Source organism: Bacteroides sp. 1_1_14 (assembly GCF_000162515.1).
Classification (GTDB): Bacteria; Bacteroidota; Bacteroidia; order Bacteroidales; family Bacteroidaceae; genus Bacteroides; species Bacteroides thetaiotaomicron.
The window spans coordinates 26974-42705 of record NZ_GG774708.1; the positions used below are offsets into that span (position 1 = coordinate 26974).

The window sequence follows — 15732 nt, forward strand, 5'->3', positions numbered from 1 at the left end:
GTAATTAATAAAATAAATCTTAAGAATTTATGGCGATTTTTATAAAGAGTGGATAATACTGCTGTATTATCCAGATGGGGCTCATATGCCTGTAAGTGTTAAGTTATAAAATAATAATATTATGAGAAATTTGGACATTGTTAATATGAAAAATTCAATTAAGGGAAGAAAGAGCAAAATACTCAAGCTATTTCTTTGCTTCTTACTTTTGGGAGTAAGTTATTCTTTCGCTAATAACAATAATTATTCCCAGCTCAAAACTCTCTCGGTGAACGTGAACAATAAGACGTTGAGAGAAGTCTTTCAAACAATAGAGAAAACCAGCCAGTTTGTCTTTTTCTATTTGGATGATGCAATAAATCTGGATCGTAAGGTATCCATTGATAGCAAAGACAAGAAGATAGACGAAATCCTTACTGAACTCTTTGAAGGTACGTCCTGTACTTATAGAATCTCTGACAGACAAGTTTTTATCTCAGGAAAGTCAGCTGCCGTTTCTGCCGCGCAACAACAGAATGCTCGAAAAATCACAGGTCGTGTAACGGACACCAAAGGAGAGCCACTTATTGGTGTGAATGTTACTGTGGATGGAGATACCAATGGTTCAATAACCAATATGGATGGGTTATTTGAATTGCGTGTCAGCAAGAAGAATGCTGTTCTTAAGTTTACTTATATCGGATTTAAACCTTCGGAGGTAAGAATAAACTCATCTACAAATATCTATGATGTTGTACTGGAAGAACAGGTAAACGAACTGGAAGAAACTGTGATTGTCGGTTACGGTACACAACGTAAAATCAGTAATATCGGTGCACAATCCAGTATGAAGCTGGAAGATATAAAAACTCCTTCGGCTAGTTTGACTACCACCTTGGCCGGTCGTCTGGCTGGTGTAGTTGCTGTACAACGTACAGGTGAGCCTGGAAAAGATGCAGCAGATATCTGGATTCGTGGTATTGCTACTCCCAATACGGCTACTCCCTTGATTTTGGTGGACGGAGTAGAACGTGCATTCAACGATATTGATCCTGAAGATATCGAATCATTGACTACTTTGAAAGATGCATCAGCAACCGCTGTTTATGGTGTACGTGGTGCGAATGGTGTAATCATAATCAAAACAAAGCCGGGTAAAATAGGTAAACCGACAATTAGTGCTGATTATTATGAATCATTTACCCGTTTCACTAAAATGGTGGATTTGACAGATGGTGTCTCTTATATGAAGGCGGCTAATGAAGCGTTAAGAAATGATGGACTGGCAACTAAATTTACAGATTCACAAATCCAGAATACAATCTTAGGTAAAGACCAGTATCTGTATCCGAATGTGGACTGGCTGAATGAGATATTTAATGATTGGGGACACAATCGTCGTGTTAACGTGAATGTACGTGGTGGTAGTGAGAAAGTTTCATACTACGCTTCGGTCAGCTACTTCAATGAGACTGGTATGACAGTGACAGATAAGAGCATCAATACCTTTGATTCAAAGATGAAGTATAGCCGCTATAACTTTACTACCAATCTGAGTATCGATGTGACTCCGACAACTAAAGTGGAAATTGGTGCTCAGGGTTATCTGGGTGAAGGTAATTATCCGGCCATATCTTCCAAAGACTTGTATAATGCTGCTATGTCCATTTCTCCGGTAGAATATCCGAAAATGTTCTTTGTTAATGGTGAGGCATATATTCCGGGGCGTTCCACCAATAACAACTTCAACAACCCTTATTCACAAGCTACACGTCGTGGATATGATAATCTGACCAAGAATCAGATTTATTCTAATTTACGCATTACGCAAGACCTGGATATGTTTACTAAGGGATTGAAATTGACAGCTATGTACGCATTCGATGTATATAATGAAATACATGTTCATCAGGATCGTGCAGAGTCTACTTATTATTTTTTGGATACGAATGTTCCTTATGACTTGGACGGACAGCCGATTCTACAAAGAATCTATACGGGCACCAATGTCTTGAGTTATAAGCAGGAAACGAGTGGTAATAAGAAAACATATCTGGAAGCTTCTTTAAATTACGACCGCGCATTTGGCGATCATCGTGTAAGCGGATTATTCCTCTTTAATCAGCAACAGAAACTTCTTTATCCCAAAGGAACATTGGAAGATGCCATCCCTTATCGTATGATGGGTATTGCCGGACGTGCTACTTATTCATGGAAAGACCGCTATTTTGCAGAGTTCAATATTGGTTATAATGGTGCGGAGAACTTCTCTCCTAAAAATCGTTATGGTACTTTCCCTGCGTATGGTGTTGGTTGGGTGATTTCAAATGAAAAGTTCTGGGAACCGCTGTCAAAGGTCGTATCATTCCTGAAGATCCGCTATACGGACGGTAAAGTCGGTAATAGTGATGTTTCCGACCGTCGTTTCATGTATTTGAATCAGATGAAAGAAAATGGAGACTATGGTTATAAACTGGGACCTAACGGGACGAAATATTCAGGATATGAAACATTGAATATGGCTGTGGACTTGATTTGGGAAGAAGCACGCAAACAAGACTTAGGTATTGACTTGAAACTGTTTAATGATGATCTTTCAATAATCTTCGATATCTTCAAAGAGCGCCGTGAAAATATCTTGTTAAAACGTGAAAACTCTATTCCGTCATTCTTAGGATATAATACATCTGCTCCTTATGGAAATATTGGTATTGTTGAAAATAAAGGTTTCGATGCTACAGTAGAATACAATAAAAGATTTAATAAAGACTGGACGCTTGCTATTCGCGGTAATATTACCTATAATAAGGATAAATGGATTGAAGGTGAATTACCGGAACAACGCTATGATTGGATGAATCAATATGGACAGAATATTCTAGGAAAAAAAGGATATATCGCAGAAGGTTTGTTTACACAGGCTGAAATTGATGATATGGCACGTTGGGAGTCTTTGTCCCAGGCAAATAAAGCTACTACTCCGAAGCCGTTTGCTTCTCAGTTTGGTACAGTAAAAGCGGGTGATATCAAGTATAAAGACCTTAATAATGATGGTCAGATTGACGCTTATGATAAAACTTATATCTGCCGTGGTGATGTACCTACTATGGTATACGGTTTTGGCTTCACGCTGGGTTGGAAGAACCTTTCATTAGGTATGATGTTTCAGGGTACTCATGATGCAGAACGTATAATGAGCGGTAGCAGTATTCAACCGTTTAACGGCGGTGGCGGTTCCGGTAATCTGTATAGCAATATTGATGACCGCTGGACTGAAGATAACCCGAATCAGAATGCTTTTTACCCGCGTTTGTCCTATGGAGCTGAAACTTCCAGTAACATTAACAATTTCCAGCCGAGTACATGGTGGGTTCGTGATTTTAGTTTCCTGCGCTTAAAAACAATGCAGATCTCCTATAACTTACCGAAAGACTGGGTGAATAAAGTACGTTTGAAAAATGCGGCAGTCTATGTGATGGGAACAAACTTGTTTACTCTTAGCAAATTCAAATTATGGGATCCGGAGTTGAATACAGATAACGGTGCTTCTTATCCGAATACAACCTCTTATTCTGTAGGCGTTAATTTCACATTCTAAAAACCAATAACAATGAAAAAATATAACTATATACTATTGGGTATGTTATCACTCTTTTTTGTGACAACACTTACTTCCTGTTCAGATTATTTTGATCAAGTGCCCGATGACCGATTATCTTTGGAAGAAATTTTTAAGACCAGAGATGGAGCATTGAAATATCTTTCGAATGTTTATACCTTCTTGCCGGATGAGTTTAATCAGCGCCAGGTACATGAAACCAGCTTGTATCGTACACCGGGACCATGGACCGGAGCGAGTGATGAAACCGAATGGACTTCATCAGGCAATAAAGCCAAACTGATCAATAATAACTCTATTGATGCAACCGAAAACACAATGGTATTGTATCGTTGGAAAAGCTGGTATTCGGGTATTCATGAATCTGCTGTATTTACCAAATATGTAGATCAGGCTCCGCTTACGGCATCGGAAAGAGCACAATGGAAAGCTGAGGCTAAAGCTCTGCGTGCTATTTATTACTTCTATTTGGTTCGTACATATGGTCCTGTGCCTGTTTTGGAAGACGATTATGCTTTGGATACTCCCAGTAATGAATTGCAATTGTCTCGTAGCACTGTAGACAGATGTTTTGATTTTATTGTGTCCGAATTGAAAGAAGCACAGAATGCTGGTCTGCTGGAAGATGCTTCGTCAGATAAAACAACAGGTGTGGGACGTATAGACAAGGCTATAGCCCAGGCATTTATAATTGAAGCATTGACTTATCGTGCCAGCTGGTTGTTTAATGGAGAGTGCACTTATTATGCCGATATGGCAAATCCGGATGGAACGAGATTATTCCCCAGTCAACCGGATGCAGCCACTATCAAGGCTGACTGGCAGAAGGTAGTTACTGAATGTCAAAAATTCTTCGCTGATTATGGCAATCGTTTCCAATTGATGTATACAGATAAATCAGGAAAATCGGTAGCAGGCCCTGATGCTGAGGGATTCAATCCTTATGAGTCTTATCGCCGTGCTATCAGAACGTTATTCTCAGAAATGGGTAATAACAAAGAAATGATTTTTTATCGTATGGATAATGCAGCAGGTACTATGCAGTATGATCGTATGCCCAATAAGTCAGGTAATACAAATGATTACAGAGGTGGCAGCTTGTTGGGAGCTACACAAGAGATGGTTGATGCCTATTTTATGGCCAATGGTATGTCACCTGTTACAGGCTATGCAGCTGATGGTGTCACTCCGATTATCAATGAGGCTTCGGGCTATAAAGAGGACGGCACTTCTTCATCAGACTATAAATCGGCAGATGGTACTCTTTATGCACCGGCTGGAACACGCAATATGTATGTTAACCGCGAACCGCGTTTCTATGCTGATATCACTTTCAGTAATTCTAAATGGTTCTCAGGTACAGAAGGCGATTATACAGTTGACTTCACTTATAGTGGAAACTGTGGTAAGGCTCAGGGTAACAATGACTTTACCAGTACAGGCTATCTGGTACGTAAGAATATGGATTCGGGTGACCGTAATCAAAACTTGGTTTGTGTGTTGCTCCGCTTGACGAATATTTACTTTGATTATATCGAAGCATTAGCATATGTAGATCCAAGTCATGCAGATATTTGGAAATACATGAATCTGATCCGTGAACGTGCAGGTATTCCGGGATATGGTACTGCCAGTTTGCCGAAAGCAACCACTACCAGTGAAATCATGAAACTGATCCAGAAAGAGAAGCGCATTGAGTTAAGCTTTGAGAACTGTCGCTATTTTGATGTGCGTCGTTGGGGACTGACGAATGAGTTCTTTAACAAACCAGTGCATGGTATGAACGTGAACTATGATGGAAATGAGTTCTACAAACGTACAGAAATCACTTCCCGTAATTTTGATCGTCAATACTTCTTCCCGATTCCGCAGAGTGAAATTGATATTGATAAAAATCTGGTTCAAAATGAAGGCTTTTAATTAATTGATTAATAAATCGCAATATATGATGAAACAATATATATTTTCTGCATTATGCTTAGTCTCAGGTGCGTTTTGTTTGTCGTCTTGTAATGATGATAAAGAAGCTAGACCTTATACTCCGGATTACGAGATTGTGCCTGAATATACAAACGCAGATACATGGAAAGCTTATGGGGCATTTAATGAACATCTGTTAGATCAGAATAAGTTTATATATAAAAGTAGCACTGCTGACAAGGCAGCTGTAGACCGTTGGAATGGTGCTGCCGCAATTTGGTGTCAGCCGACTTACTGGGATATGGCAATGAATGCTTATAAGCGTGCAAAGGCTGAGGGTGATACTCAGAAAGAACAAAAATTTAAACAGCTTTGTGATGATCTGTTTGCCGGCAATAAAGCTCATTATGCGAATTTTGATTTTGATGATAATAACGAGAATACCGGCTGGTTTATTTATGATGACATTATGTGGTGGACAGTTACATTGGCACGTGCCTATGAGCTATTCGGAGTTGAGGAATATCTGAGCCTTTCTGAAGAAAGCTTTGGCCGTGTATGGTATGGCTCAGAGAAGGTAGGTGATACCGGTTCTTATGCAGACCCTGAAAAAGGGCTGGGAGGTGGTATGTTCTGGCAATGGCAACCTATCAAGAATCCGAATCCTAACGAAGCTGACCACGGTAAGATGGCCTGTATCAACTTTCCGACTGTGGTGGCAGCTCTGACATTATACAACAACGTACCGACCGGAAGGACAGAATCGACAGACTCCCATCCGAGCTATCAAACGAAGGAACAGTATTTGGCTAAAGGTAAAGAAATTTATGCCTGGGCAGTGGAGAACCTCGTTGATGTTACTACCGGACAGGTAGCGGACAGCAGACATGGTAATGGTAATCCTGCATGGAAAGATCATGTATACAATCAGGCTTCATATATTGGCGCTTCGGTGCTGCTTTATAAAGCGACTGGTGAAAAACAGTATCTGGATAATGCAGTAATGGCTGCGGATTATACGATGAATACGATTTCGGGAACATTCGACCTCTTGCCTTTTGAGACAGGTGCTGAGCAAGGTATTTATACTGCGGTCTTTGCACAATATATCGCAATGCTGGTATATGATTGTGATCAGACGCAATATATACCTTTTGTGAAACGCAACATTAATTACGGCTGGGCTAACAGAGACAAAACGCGTGATATATGCGGAGGCGACTATACCAAGCTACAGGTAGAAGGTGATGCTGTTGAAAGTTATTCGGCCTCGGGTATCCCTGCTCTGATGTTATTGTTTCCAACCGATAAATAAGTATAACCTATAAATGAAAAGAATAATGAATACAAAATATTCTATTAAGAAAGTATGGTACTATCTGCTTTGTATGATAATGACTCTTCAGCTAATAGCTTGTACGGAAGAGACTCACGAGTCATATACTGCAGCACCGGAGGTCGAAGATATCTATATTGACCAGCTGGAAGAACTGATTAATAAGATGAAGGATTTGCAGAAGAACTCGGAATATGGAGAAAAGAAAGGGCAATATCCTACAGAGAGTCGTGCCATCCTGACAGATGCTATCGATGATGCCAATCGTTCAGTTCTGTTGATCAAATATCAGAATCCTGTTCCGTCGGAGCAGGAAAAGCAGCGTTACGTTGCCAGTGCAAAATCTGCAATTGATAAGTTTAAGGGTACTATTCGTACGGAAGATGCTGAAACAACACCTGCAGAACTGTTTGTTGATGGTAAAGGCGGCAATTCATATATTGATTTCGGACGTAGTGAAGAATATGTTAAGTTTGGAGAACAAGGTCATCAATCATTTACCGTAGAGTTGTGGGTAAAGGTTACGGAGCGCGGCAGATGGGATAATTGCCTGTTCCTGTGCTCATACATGTCAGACAGTAGCTGGCGTAATGGCTGGATGATGTACTGGCGTAAAGATGATAATGGTGTTTACCGTACTACTTGGGGTGGATTGAATACGACCAATGGTGACAGGGATCTTTGGGAACCGAAATTCCAGATTTCTGATGATTTGAATAAATGGCAGCATTTTGTAGCAGTATATAGTGATGAGGGTTTGGACGGCAATTCTACATTACGTGCAAAATTATACTTAAATGGTGAGTTGAAGAAAGAAGAAACAGTTTCTCCTACAACGAGAGTTTATCAGTCAGGACATTATTCAGATTACTCAAAACCGATGACTGCATTTGGTCGTTACATGAGAGTGAGCGATGATTTGTATGAAGAAGGATTCTCCGGATATATGAAGAAAATCCGTATCTGGAAAACGGCAAAAGGGGCAGATTATGTAAAGCAGTCTTATGAAGGAACAGCAGAAGTAACCGGAAAAGAAACGGATTTGGCAGCCGGATGGGACTTTACATCTAAACCATCGGGAACAGATAACGAGATTATTGACTTGACTGGTCGTCATACAGCGAAAATTATAGGTACCTATAAGTGGGAACGTATTCTAGAATAATAAAGAGAGAAATAATGAAAGACATGAAACAATTAATTAATAAATGGGGAGAGAGTATGCTCTTTTCCCTTCTGATGGCGCTTTGCCTCACATGGACTTTTACAGCTTGTTCGGATGATAAAGATAATGAATATATATCTGATACGCAACTTAGCATATTAGAGGACAATCGGACTTCTTTATCATATTTGTTGAAAAACTCTACCTTTGGAACAGCGCCGGGAACTTTTCCGGAAGCCAGCAAGGAGATACTGAATAATGCAATAGCGGAACTGGACCAGTTGATTACCAAGGTAAAGGGCGGTGAGATGTTTGATGAGGCGACCTTTGAGGCTACAATAGCTAAGGTAAATCAGGCAATAGATGAGTTCAAAAACTCTAAATACTATAACCTTTCTCCGGAAGCCCAGAAGTTCATTAGTGATCTGATGGCAAAAGCAGATGAGTTAAGAGAAATGATAGCTAATGAAGCATTGTGGGGAAATCATCAGGGACAATATCCGGTAGAAGGTAAGGCTACACTGGAAAGTGCAGCGGAAGATTTGGAGAGTTTGGCAGACAGAATCAAAACCAGTGCCATCACAGATATGACGCAGGAGATATATGATGATGCCATTGCGGCTGCTGATAAGAAACTGCAAGAAGTGGAAAATTCCGCATGGGCGGAAGATAATCTTGTCTGGAATTTATTTGTGGATGGTAATAAGGGTGGTTACATCGACTTTGGATATAGCGAGGATTTTGTGAAATTTGGTGATGATAATAATCAGAATTTTACGATTGAGCTTTGGATAAATATCAAAGAATTCTGTTCTAAGTCAGGGGAAGACAATAGTACCTTCCTTGCTGCATTTGTTAATTCTCCCCGAAGCGGCTGGCGTGTTCAGTATCGTAAAGTGAATGGTGGCAATGAACACTGGCTGAGAGGTTCTATGGCACATTGGCAGAATGAAGGTCCAAAAGATCCGGAATGGTGGGAGCCGAGAGCCATCGTAAACAATCCCAAAGATAAATGGACACACTTTGCTTTTGCTGTAGCGGATAATGGTGTTCCGGGATTTGATCCACCTCAGGAACATACTAAATCCTGTGTATTTGTGAATGGTTCGCAATCCGGCGAGGTGATTCGTGTAGGTGAGGCTTGGAGAACTTATATTAACAATGGTTGTATTGAAGAGAAAATGCCTATGACTGCCTTCTGCCGTTTGAATACAGATAAAACGACTCGTGAAGAATACTTCTCCGGTTATATCAAATATATGCGTATATGGAAAGGTATCAGAAGTCGCGATGATCTTCGCTTATCTGCTATGGGGCAGGTTGACGTAGATCCGAATGATCCGAATCTGGTTGCAGCCTGGGACTTTGAAGTCTTGGGAGCACAACCTACCGGAACGACAATCACTGATATTACAGGTCGTCATGTCGCTACTCTGAAAGGTCCGGAAGGAACATATCAATGGGTGGAAAGTACAACTATCGCACAGTGATTAATACAGATTTTTCAATAGTGTATTAGATTATATCGGTGCTTCCCCTTGCTTTGCATAGTGCAAGGCAAGGGGATTTTTTAAGTCATTATCTGCGTTTGCAAATAACAAAAGGGTGTTTTGGTCTGTATTTGTTCTTTATTGAATAGAGATTTTCGTTCTTTTTCGTCTATTTCTGCAATCTTTGTAACAGGAAAAATATTAAAACTTATCAACTATCATGAAAAGCAAAATTCTTTTGGCGGTAGCTTTACTGCTGGCGATATCAACTACTACTGTATGGGCGGCTGATAGCTCAGAAAAAACGAACCAGAAGACAGGGTCTTACACCAATGAAGATGTATGGGCGGCATACGAAGGATTTAATAATACGCTGCTCGACCCGGATAAATATATCTATAAGACAACTTCATCCTATGAACAGGCGGTAGACCGTGGTCATGGCGCAGCGGCTATCTGGTGCCAGCCTATTTACTGGGATATGTCAATGAACGCCTATAAACTGGCGAAAGCTCAGAAAGATAAAAAGAAAAGAGCCTATTACAAAGAGCTCTGCGAAAAGATATTCGCTGGAAATAAAGCCCAATATTGTCACTTTGATTTCGATAATAATAATGAAAATACCGGATGGTTTATCTATGATGATATCATGTGGTGGACGATCTCTTTGGCACGTGCATACGAACTGTTTGGTGTGGATGAATATCTGAAACTGTCTGAAGAGAGCTTCAGCCGTGTATGGTACGGTTCTAAAAAAGTAGGCGATACAGGATCATATGACAAAGAGAACGGAGGGATGTTCTGGCAATGGCAGCCGATCCATAATCCCAAGCCGAACAGACCGGGGGACGGAAAGATGGCTTGTATCAATTTCCCTACCGTGGTAGCAGCACTTACACTGTACAATAATGTTCCGAAGAAGAGAAAAGAATCAACCGAAGAATCACCCAAGTATCAGACAAGAGAACAGTATTTGGCTAAAGGTAAAGAAATTTATGAATGGGGAGTAGAAAACCTGTTGGACAAGAAGACGGGACGGATAGCTGATAGTCGTCATGGCAATGGTAATCCAGCCTGGAAAGCGCATGTATATAATCAAGCTACCTTTATCGGTGCTTCCGTATTGCTTTACAAGGCGACTAAAGAAAAACGCTACCTGGATAATGCAATCCTTGCAGCAGACTATACAGTCAATGAAATGTCTGCGAAGCATAACCTGCTGCCCTTTGAAAGAGGAATCGAACAAGGTATCTATACGGCTATTTTTGCAGAATACATAGCTATGCTGGTATACGACTGCGGACAAACACAATATATCCCGTTCCTGAAACGTAATATCGAATCCGGTTGGGCAAACAGGGATAAGACACGTAATGTATGTGGCGGAGAATATGAGAAAGCATTACCGGCCGGTGCTGAGATAGACAGCTACTCGGCTTCCGGTATACCGGCATTGATGCTTCTGTTTCCGGCAGAAAAATAATCCGAAGAGAAACGGGGCAACGACCAGATATAAAAATGAAAATACACCTGAATATCATGAACAATAAACATTTACTGATTGCTCTCGGCTTGCTTTTTGCCTGCAATCATGCTACTTATGCGCAAAAAGGAAAAAGCAAAGAAGCAAAGACCACGTTTCAGACTTCTGAACCCTGGAAACCCGAAACAGACGTACGTGCTGATGCCACGATGGTATATGGTACACTGGATAAGCCCGGAGTAACTTTTGAACAACGCATTCAGTCATGGAGAGACAAAGGTTATCTGACGGAATTTATGACCGGAGTTGCCTGGGGAGACTACAAGGACTACTTTCTGGGGAAATGGGATGGAGTAGACGGGCATCTGAAAGAAGGACAGCGCGACCGTAATGGAAATGAAATAGCTCATGGTCATCTGATCCCTTATATCGTACCTACCGAAAGTTTTATCCGCTATATGCAGGAAACACAGATCAAACGGGTGATTGACGCTGGGATAACATCCATATATCTGGAAGAACCGGAGTTCTGGATGCGTGGCGGATATAGCGAAGCTTTTAAATCCGAATGGCAGAAATATTATAATTTCCCCTGGAGAGCTCAGCACGAATCTCCCGAAAACACATACCTTTCCAACAAACTGAAATATCATCTGTACTATAATGCGCTGGATAAGATATTCACTTATGCCAAAGAATACGGAAAATCGAAAGGACTGGATATCAAATGTTATGTGCCGACGCATTCTTTGATTAATTATACTTCCTGGCAGATTGTAAGTCCGGAAGCCAGCCTGGCTTCATTGGATTGTGTAGACGGCTACATTGCCCAGGTATGGACAGGGACTGCCCGCGAACCGAATTTCTATAACGGCGTGCAGAAAGAACGTGTATTCGAGAATGCGTTTCTGGAATACGGGTGTATGAAGTCGATGACTGCACCGCTGAACCGGAAAATGTATTTCCTGACAGACCCGATCGAAGACCGTGCGAAAGACTGGCTGGACTATAAAATCAATTATCAGGCCACTTTTGCAGCACAGTTGATGTATCCTATGGTAGATACCTACGAAGTAATGCCCTGGCCGGACCGTATCTATCAGGGACTGTACCGGATAGCGGGAACGGATCAGAAAGAACGCATTCCCCGCTCTTATTCCACCCAGATGCAGACAATGGTTAATACACTGAATGATATCCGTACTTCCGATAAAAAGATTACAGGTACACAGGGCATCGGTGTACTGATGGCAAACTCACTGATGTTTCAACGTTTTCCGAATCATAACGGTTACGATGATCCGCAATTTTCCAGTTTCTACGGACAAACTTTGCCTCTGTTGAAGCGTGGTATTCCGGTAGAGCTGGTACACATGGAAAATACCCCTTTCAAAGAAACATTCAAAGGACTCCACATACTTGTCATGTCTTATTCAAACATGAAACCGATGAAACCGGAATATCACAACTATTTGGCTGATTGGGTGAAGAAGGGCGGAATACTTATCTATTGTGGAGAAGATATCGACCCTTATCAAACGGTACTGGAATGGTGGAATACAGATGGAAATGAATATAAAGCGCCTTCGGAACACCTGTTCGAGAAGATGAATCTATCCCGTAATCCGGGTGAAGGAACTTACCGCTATGGTAAAGGAACGGTGATTGTGATGCGTGAAGACCCCAAACATTTTGTTTTGAAAGCCGGAAACGATCAGAAATATTTTGAAACGATCGCATCCGCTTATCAGAAAAAGATTGGCAAAGAGATAGAAACCAAGAACAGCTTCATTGTAGAACGTGGTCCATATACCATTGCTGCTGTCATGGACGAAAGCGTTTCCAAAGAGCCACTGACGTTATCCGGATTATATATCGACCTGTTCGACAAAGACCTGCCGGTACTGACTTCCAAACAAATCCAACCGGGTGAACAGGGGTATCTTTATGATCTGAATAAAGTATCCGGTAAAATAAAAGCCAAAGTGCTCTGCGGAGCTTCTCGTATCTATGATGAGAAAGTCAGCAAACAAAGTTACTCTTTTGTAGCCAAAAGCCCGATAAATACAACCAATGTATCAAGGGTCCTCTTGCCTCGTAAACCAGAGAAAATACGTGTGAATGGAAAAGAGGAACAACCGGAATGGGATGAATCATCAAAAACTCTTCTGTTGAGTTTCGAGAACGATCCTGCCGGTGTGAATGTGTCAATAGAATGGTAAATAGATTAAATAAAACAGGTAATTAAATTATGAAACAACAACTGATGACGCTGTTGCTGGGAGCAGCCTCTGTATTTTGTAGCTGTGAGACCCAGCTGGAACAGCATGTGAAGAGCGAGTTGCGTGCTCCGGCTTATCCGCTGGTGAGCATAGACCCGTATACCAGTGCATGGTCTTTCACGGACAACTTATACGACGGTTCGGTCAAACATTGGAGCGGTAAAGATTTCCCTTTAATCGGTGTAGCTAAAGTCGACGGACAGACTTACCGCTTTATGGGAACGGAGGAACTGGAATTGAGACCTCTGGTGAAAACTTCGGAACAAGGTAACTGGACAGGAAAATATACAATTCAGCAACCTGCCGACGGATGGCAGAATGTCGGCTTCAATGATGCTGCCTGGAAAGAAGGTGAAGGTGCCTTCGGAACCATGGAGAACGAACATGTAGCCAAGACCCAGTGGGGTGAAGAATTTATCTGGGTACGCCGTGTTGCTGATATTCAGGAAGACCTGACAGGTAAGAATGTATATCTGGAATATTCTCATGATGATGATGTGATTATCTATATCAACGGAATAAAGGTTGTAGACACAGGAAACGCTTGTAAGAAGCACGTACAGGTGAAGTTATCGGAAGAAGTGGTAGCGTCCCTGAAAAAGGGAGAAAACCTGATTGCCGCTTATTGTCACAACCGTGGAGCGAATGGCTTGCTGGATTTTGGTTTGCTGGTAGAATTGGATAATAACCGTTACTTCAATCAGACTGCACAGCAGACTTCTGCCGATGTTCAACCTATGCAGACTTATTATAACTTCACTTGTGGTCCGGTAGACTTGAATTTGACATTTACCGCGCCCCTGTTTATGGACAATCTGGACTTGATGGCACGCCCTGTCAACTATATTTCTTATGAAGTCATTTCTAACGACGGACAGGCGCACCAAGTTGAACTCTATTTTGAAGCTGCTCCTCAATGGGCACTCGATCTGCCTCATCAGGAATCCGTAGCCGACAGCTTTACTGACGGTGATCTGTTGTTCCTGCGTACCGGCAGCCGTAATCAGGACATCCTGAAAAAGAAAGGTGACGATGTGCGTATTGACTGGGGACACTTCTACCTGGCTGCTGAAAAAGAGAACAGCACTTATGCTATCGGTGACGGAAAGAAACTTCGCCAAAGCTTTACAGAGAACAAACTGGAAGCTCCTACCACCAATGGTTATGACAAACTAGCTTTAGTACGCTCACTGGGTGAAACAAAGAAAGCGAACGGACACCTGCTGATCGGTTACGATGATATTTACTCTATCCAGTACTTTGGTGAAAACCTCCGTCCTTACTGGAATCGTACAGGCAGTGAAACAATCGTATCACAATTCCAGAAAGCAGAACAGGAATATAAGACTCAAATGAAAAATTGTGCAGCTTTCGATAAGAAACTGATGGCGGAGGCTGAAGCGGCCGGCGGACGCAAGTATGCCGAACTTTGCGCTCTGGCTTATCGTCAGGCATTAGCTGCCCATAAACTGGTACAAGCTCCGAATGGTGACCTGGTATTCCTTTCCAAAGAGAATTTCAGTAATGGTTCCATCGGAACAGTCGATCTGACTTATCCGGGAGCTCCGTTGCTTCTGCTTTACAATCCGGAACTGGTCAAAGCTACCATGAACCATATCTTCTATTATAGTGAAAGCGGAAAATGGACCAAACCGTTTGCTGCTCACGACGTAGGTACATATCCGCTGGCTAACGGCCAGACTTACGGAGGCGATATGCCAATCGAAGAATCCGGCAATATGGTAGTCCTTGCTGCAGCGATTGCTGCTGTAGAAGGAAATGCCGACTACGCACAAAAGCATTGGGAAACTCTGACAACCTGGACGGATTATCTGGTTGAGTACGGTCTTGACCCGGAGAACCAACTCTGTACGGATGACTTTGCCGGACACTTTGCGCACAATGCCAATCTTTCTATCAAGGCTATCATGGGTATTGCTTCTTACGGCTACATGGCAGATATGCTGGGCAAAAAAGACATTGCTGAAAAGTACACGAAGAAGGCGAAAGAAATGGCTGCAGAATGGGTGAAGATGGCGGATGACGGCGACCACTACCGTCTGACATTCGACAAGCCGGGAACCTGGAGCCAGAAGTATAATCTGGTATGGGACAAATTGCTGAAACTGCAGATTTTCCCGGAAAAAGTTGCTGAGACAGAAATTGCTTATTATCTTACGAAGCAAAATAAATACGGCCTTCCGCTGGATAACCGTGAAACTTATACCAAGACTGACTGGATCATGTGGACAGCTACCATGGCACAGGACAAAGCTACTTTTGAGAAGTTTATTGAACCGGTATATCTTTTTATGGATGAAACGACTACCCGCGTTCCGATGTCCGACTGGGTATTTACGGACAATCCGATTCAGAGAGGTTTCCAGGCGCGTTCCGTAGTTGGCGGCTATTTTATAAAGATGCTTGAAGAAAAACTAACTAAATAAAACAAGAACAC

Annotated in this window: 8 protein-coding genes; all 8 read left to right on the forward strand. The window is 41.9% G+C overall.

The genetic code is table 11. The features are described from left to right. Positions 1–145: 145 nt before the first annotated feature. The 8 genes from HMPREF9007_RS08060 to HMPREF9007_RS08025 all read left to right on the forward strand — a co-directional run bounded on the left by HMPREF9007_RS08060 (position 146) and on the right by HMPREF9007_RS08025 (position 15721). Positions 146–3577, forward strand: coding sequence for a TonB-dependent receptor (locus HMPREF9007_RS08060; protein WP_032850592.1), 3432 nt, complete (start codon positions 146–148; stop codon positions 3575–3577). Positions 3578–3589: 12 nt separating this feature from the next. Then, positions 3590–5518, forward strand: a complete 1929-nt coding sequence (locus HMPREF9007_RS08055) for a RagB/SusD family nutrient uptake outer membrane protein (RefSeq protein ID WP_008767174.1) — start codon at positions 3590–3592, stop codon at positions 5516–5518. Positions 5519–5543: 25 nt separating this feature from the next. Continuing rightward, positions 5544–6833: a glycoside hydrolase family 76 protein gene (locus HMPREF9007_RS08050; RefSeq protein ID WP_008762484.1), complete on the forward strand. Its 1290-nt coding sequence runs from the start codon at positions 5544–5546 to the stop codon at positions 6831–6833. 25 nt (positions 6834–6858) lie between these two features. Continuing rightward, the gene (locus tag HMPREF9007_RS08045) at positions 6859–8019 is read left to right on the forward strand and encodes a DUF4972 domain-containing protein (protein ID WP_008767172.1); all 1161 of its coding nucleotides are present in this window, start codon (positions 6859–6861) and stop codon (positions 8017–8019) included. 14 nt (positions 8020–8033) lie between these two features. Then, positions 8034–9509: a DUF4972 domain-containing protein gene (locus HMPREF9007_RS08040; protein ID WP_008762486.1), complete on the forward strand. Its 1476-nt coding sequence runs from the start codon at positions 8034–8036 to the stop codon at positions 9507–9509. A 220-nt stretch (positions 9510–9729) separates the two neighbouring features. Beyond that, positions 9730–10992, forward strand: coding sequence for a glycoside hydrolase family 76 protein (locus tag HMPREF9007_RS08035; RefSeq protein WP_008762487.1), 1263 nt, complete (start codon positions 9730–9732; stop codon positions 10990–10992). Between the two features lie 56 nt (positions 10993–11048). Next, positions 11049–13214, forward strand: coding sequence for a hypothetical protein (locus HMPREF9007_RS08030; RefSeq protein WP_008762488.1), 2166 nt, complete (start codon positions 11049–11051; stop codon positions 13212–13214). A gap of 29 nt (positions 13215–13243) precedes the next feature. Next, the gene (locus HMPREF9007_RS08025; protein ID WP_008762489.1) at positions 13244–15721 is read left to right on the forward strand and encodes a DUF4965 domain-containing protein; all 2478 of its coding nucleotides are present in this window, start codon (positions 13244–13246) and stop codon (positions 15719–15721) included. Positions 15722–15732: the final 11 nt, after the last annotated feature.

Bases quoted from the DNA above. Each gene is read 5' to 3' on its own strand.
- HMPREF9007_RS08060 (WP_032850592.1), top strand. From the start codon at position 146: ATGAAAAATTCAATTAAGGGAAGAAAGAGCAAAATACTCAAGCTATTT.
- HMPREF9007_RS08055 (WP_008767174.1), top strand. From the start codon at position 3,590: ATGAAAAAATATAACTATATACTATTGGGTATGTTATCACTCTTTTTT.
- HMPREF9007_RS08050 (WP_008762484.1), top strand. From the start codon at position 5,544: ATGATGAAACAATATATATTTTCTGCATTATGCTTAGTCTCAGGTGCG.
- HMPREF9007_RS08045 (WP_008767172.1), top strand. From the start codon at position 6,859: ATGAATACAAAATATTCTATTAAGAAAGTATGGTACTATCTGCTTTGT.
- HMPREF9007_RS08040 (WP_008762486.1), top strand. From the start codon at position 8,034: ATGAAAGACATGAAACAATTAATTAATAAATGGGGAGAGAGTATGCTC.
- HMPREF9007_RS08035 (WP_008762487.1), top strand. From the start codon at position 9,730: ATGAAAAGCAAAATTCTTTTGGCGGTAGCTTTACTGCTGGCGATATCA.
- HMPREF9007_RS08030 (WP_008762488.1), top strand. From the start codon at position 11,049: ATGAACAATAAACATTTACTGATTGCTCTCGGCTTGCTTTTTGCCTGC.
- HMPREF9007_RS08025 (WP_008762489.1), top strand. From the start codon at position 13,244: ATGAAACAACAACTGATGACGCTGTTGCTGGGAGCAGCCTCTGTATTT.